The sequence below is a fragment of the Mycoplana rhizolycopersici genome, from assembly GCF_013378445.1.
GTDB lineage: Bacteria > Pseudomonadota > Alphaproteobacteria > Rhizobiales > Rhizobiaceae > Mycoplana > Mycoplana rhizolycopersici.
The window spans coordinates 1-1,272 of the sequence record NZ_JABXYK010000043.1 but is presented as its reverse complement, the minus strand read 5'-3'; the positions used below and the strand labels follow the sequence as shown (position 1 = coordinate 1,272).

At 59.0% G+C, this 1,272-nt stretch carries 1 protein-coding gene; it reads left to right on the top strand.

The window, feature by feature from the left end; genetic code table 11:
- Positions 1-64: 64 nt before the first annotated feature.
- Positions 65-1,254 (top strand): IS3 family transposase gene (locus tag HV823_RS26300; RefSeq protein WP_176952618.1). Its coding sequence is split into 2 segments (ribosomal slippage): positions 65-314 and positions 314-1,254, totalling 1,191 coding nucleotides; the frame shifts between segments, so codons are not numbered across the junction.
- Positions 1,255-1,272 lie beyond the last annotated feature (18 nt).

Here is a 1,272-nt window from a genome sequence, read left to right as displayed (position 1 = left end):
TGACCTTGCCCCGTTGACCTAATCCATTTTGAAGTAAGCTCTGGGCCATTGAGAGGACCAGAGGATGAAGCGCAACCGTTTCACGGACGAACAGATTATCGGTATATTGAAGGAGCACGAGGCAGGCACGCCGGTCTCGGAGCTTTGCCGCAAGCACGGTGTCAGCGACGCCAGCATCTATAAGTGGAAAGCCAAGTTCGGCGGCATGGAGGTGTCCGAGGCCAAGCGGCTGAAGACGCTGGAGGACGAGAACGCGAAGCTGAAGCGGCTCTTGGCGGATGCGATGCTCGACAATGCTGCTTTGAAAGACCTTTTGGGAAAGAAGTGGTGACGCCCGCAGCCAAGCGGAACGCTGTCGCGCATCTGATGGATCACCACCGGATGAGCGAACGGCGGGCGTGTAAAGCCATCGGCTTTTGCCGGATGACGATCCGTTACGAAACCAGGCGCAGCGATGACCATGACCTTCGCGAGCGGATGAAGGCGCTGGCGCATGAACGCCGCCGCTTCGGCTATCGACGCCTTCATGTGCTGCTCAGGCGTGAGGGTCATTTTGTGAACCACAAGCGGCTCTTCCGGCTCTATCGGGAAGAGAAGCTGACGGTGCGCAAGCGCGGTGGCCGCAAGCGAGCGATCGGCACACGCGCGCCGATGCTGATCCCGATGGCCGCCAATGATCGCTGGTCGCTGGACTTCGTGTCGGATCAACTCACCGATGGACGCAGGTTCCGGGTTCTGACGGTCGTCGACGATTGCACCAGGGAATGCCTGGGCCTCGTCGCCGACACATCGCTTTCCGGACTGCGGGTTGCCCGTGAGTTGGATCGGATCATCGAGGAACGTGGCAAGCCCAGGATGATCGTCAGTGACAATGGCAGTGAGTTCACCAGCAACGCGATCCTGCAATGGGCCGACCGGACGACAGTCGATTGGCACTACATCGCACCGGGCAAACCGATCCAGAACGCCTTCATCGAGAGCTTTAATGGACGGCTGCGGGACGAGCTCCTGAATGAAACGCTCTTCTCGTCACTGACCCATGCTCGATCAGCGCTTTCAAACTGGCGCAGCGATTACAATGATCATCGACCACACTCTGGACTCGGCTGGATGACACCTGCCGAGTTCGCTCAGACAATCAACCCGCGACGTGATGCGGTGCTGCGCAGCCGGAATGGCTCCGCACCGCAACCCGCCGCTACCGTCCCAAATACAGCAACCCAAAACCGCCGGAGCGAACTTAAAACTGGATAAAATTTGGGGGCAAGGTCA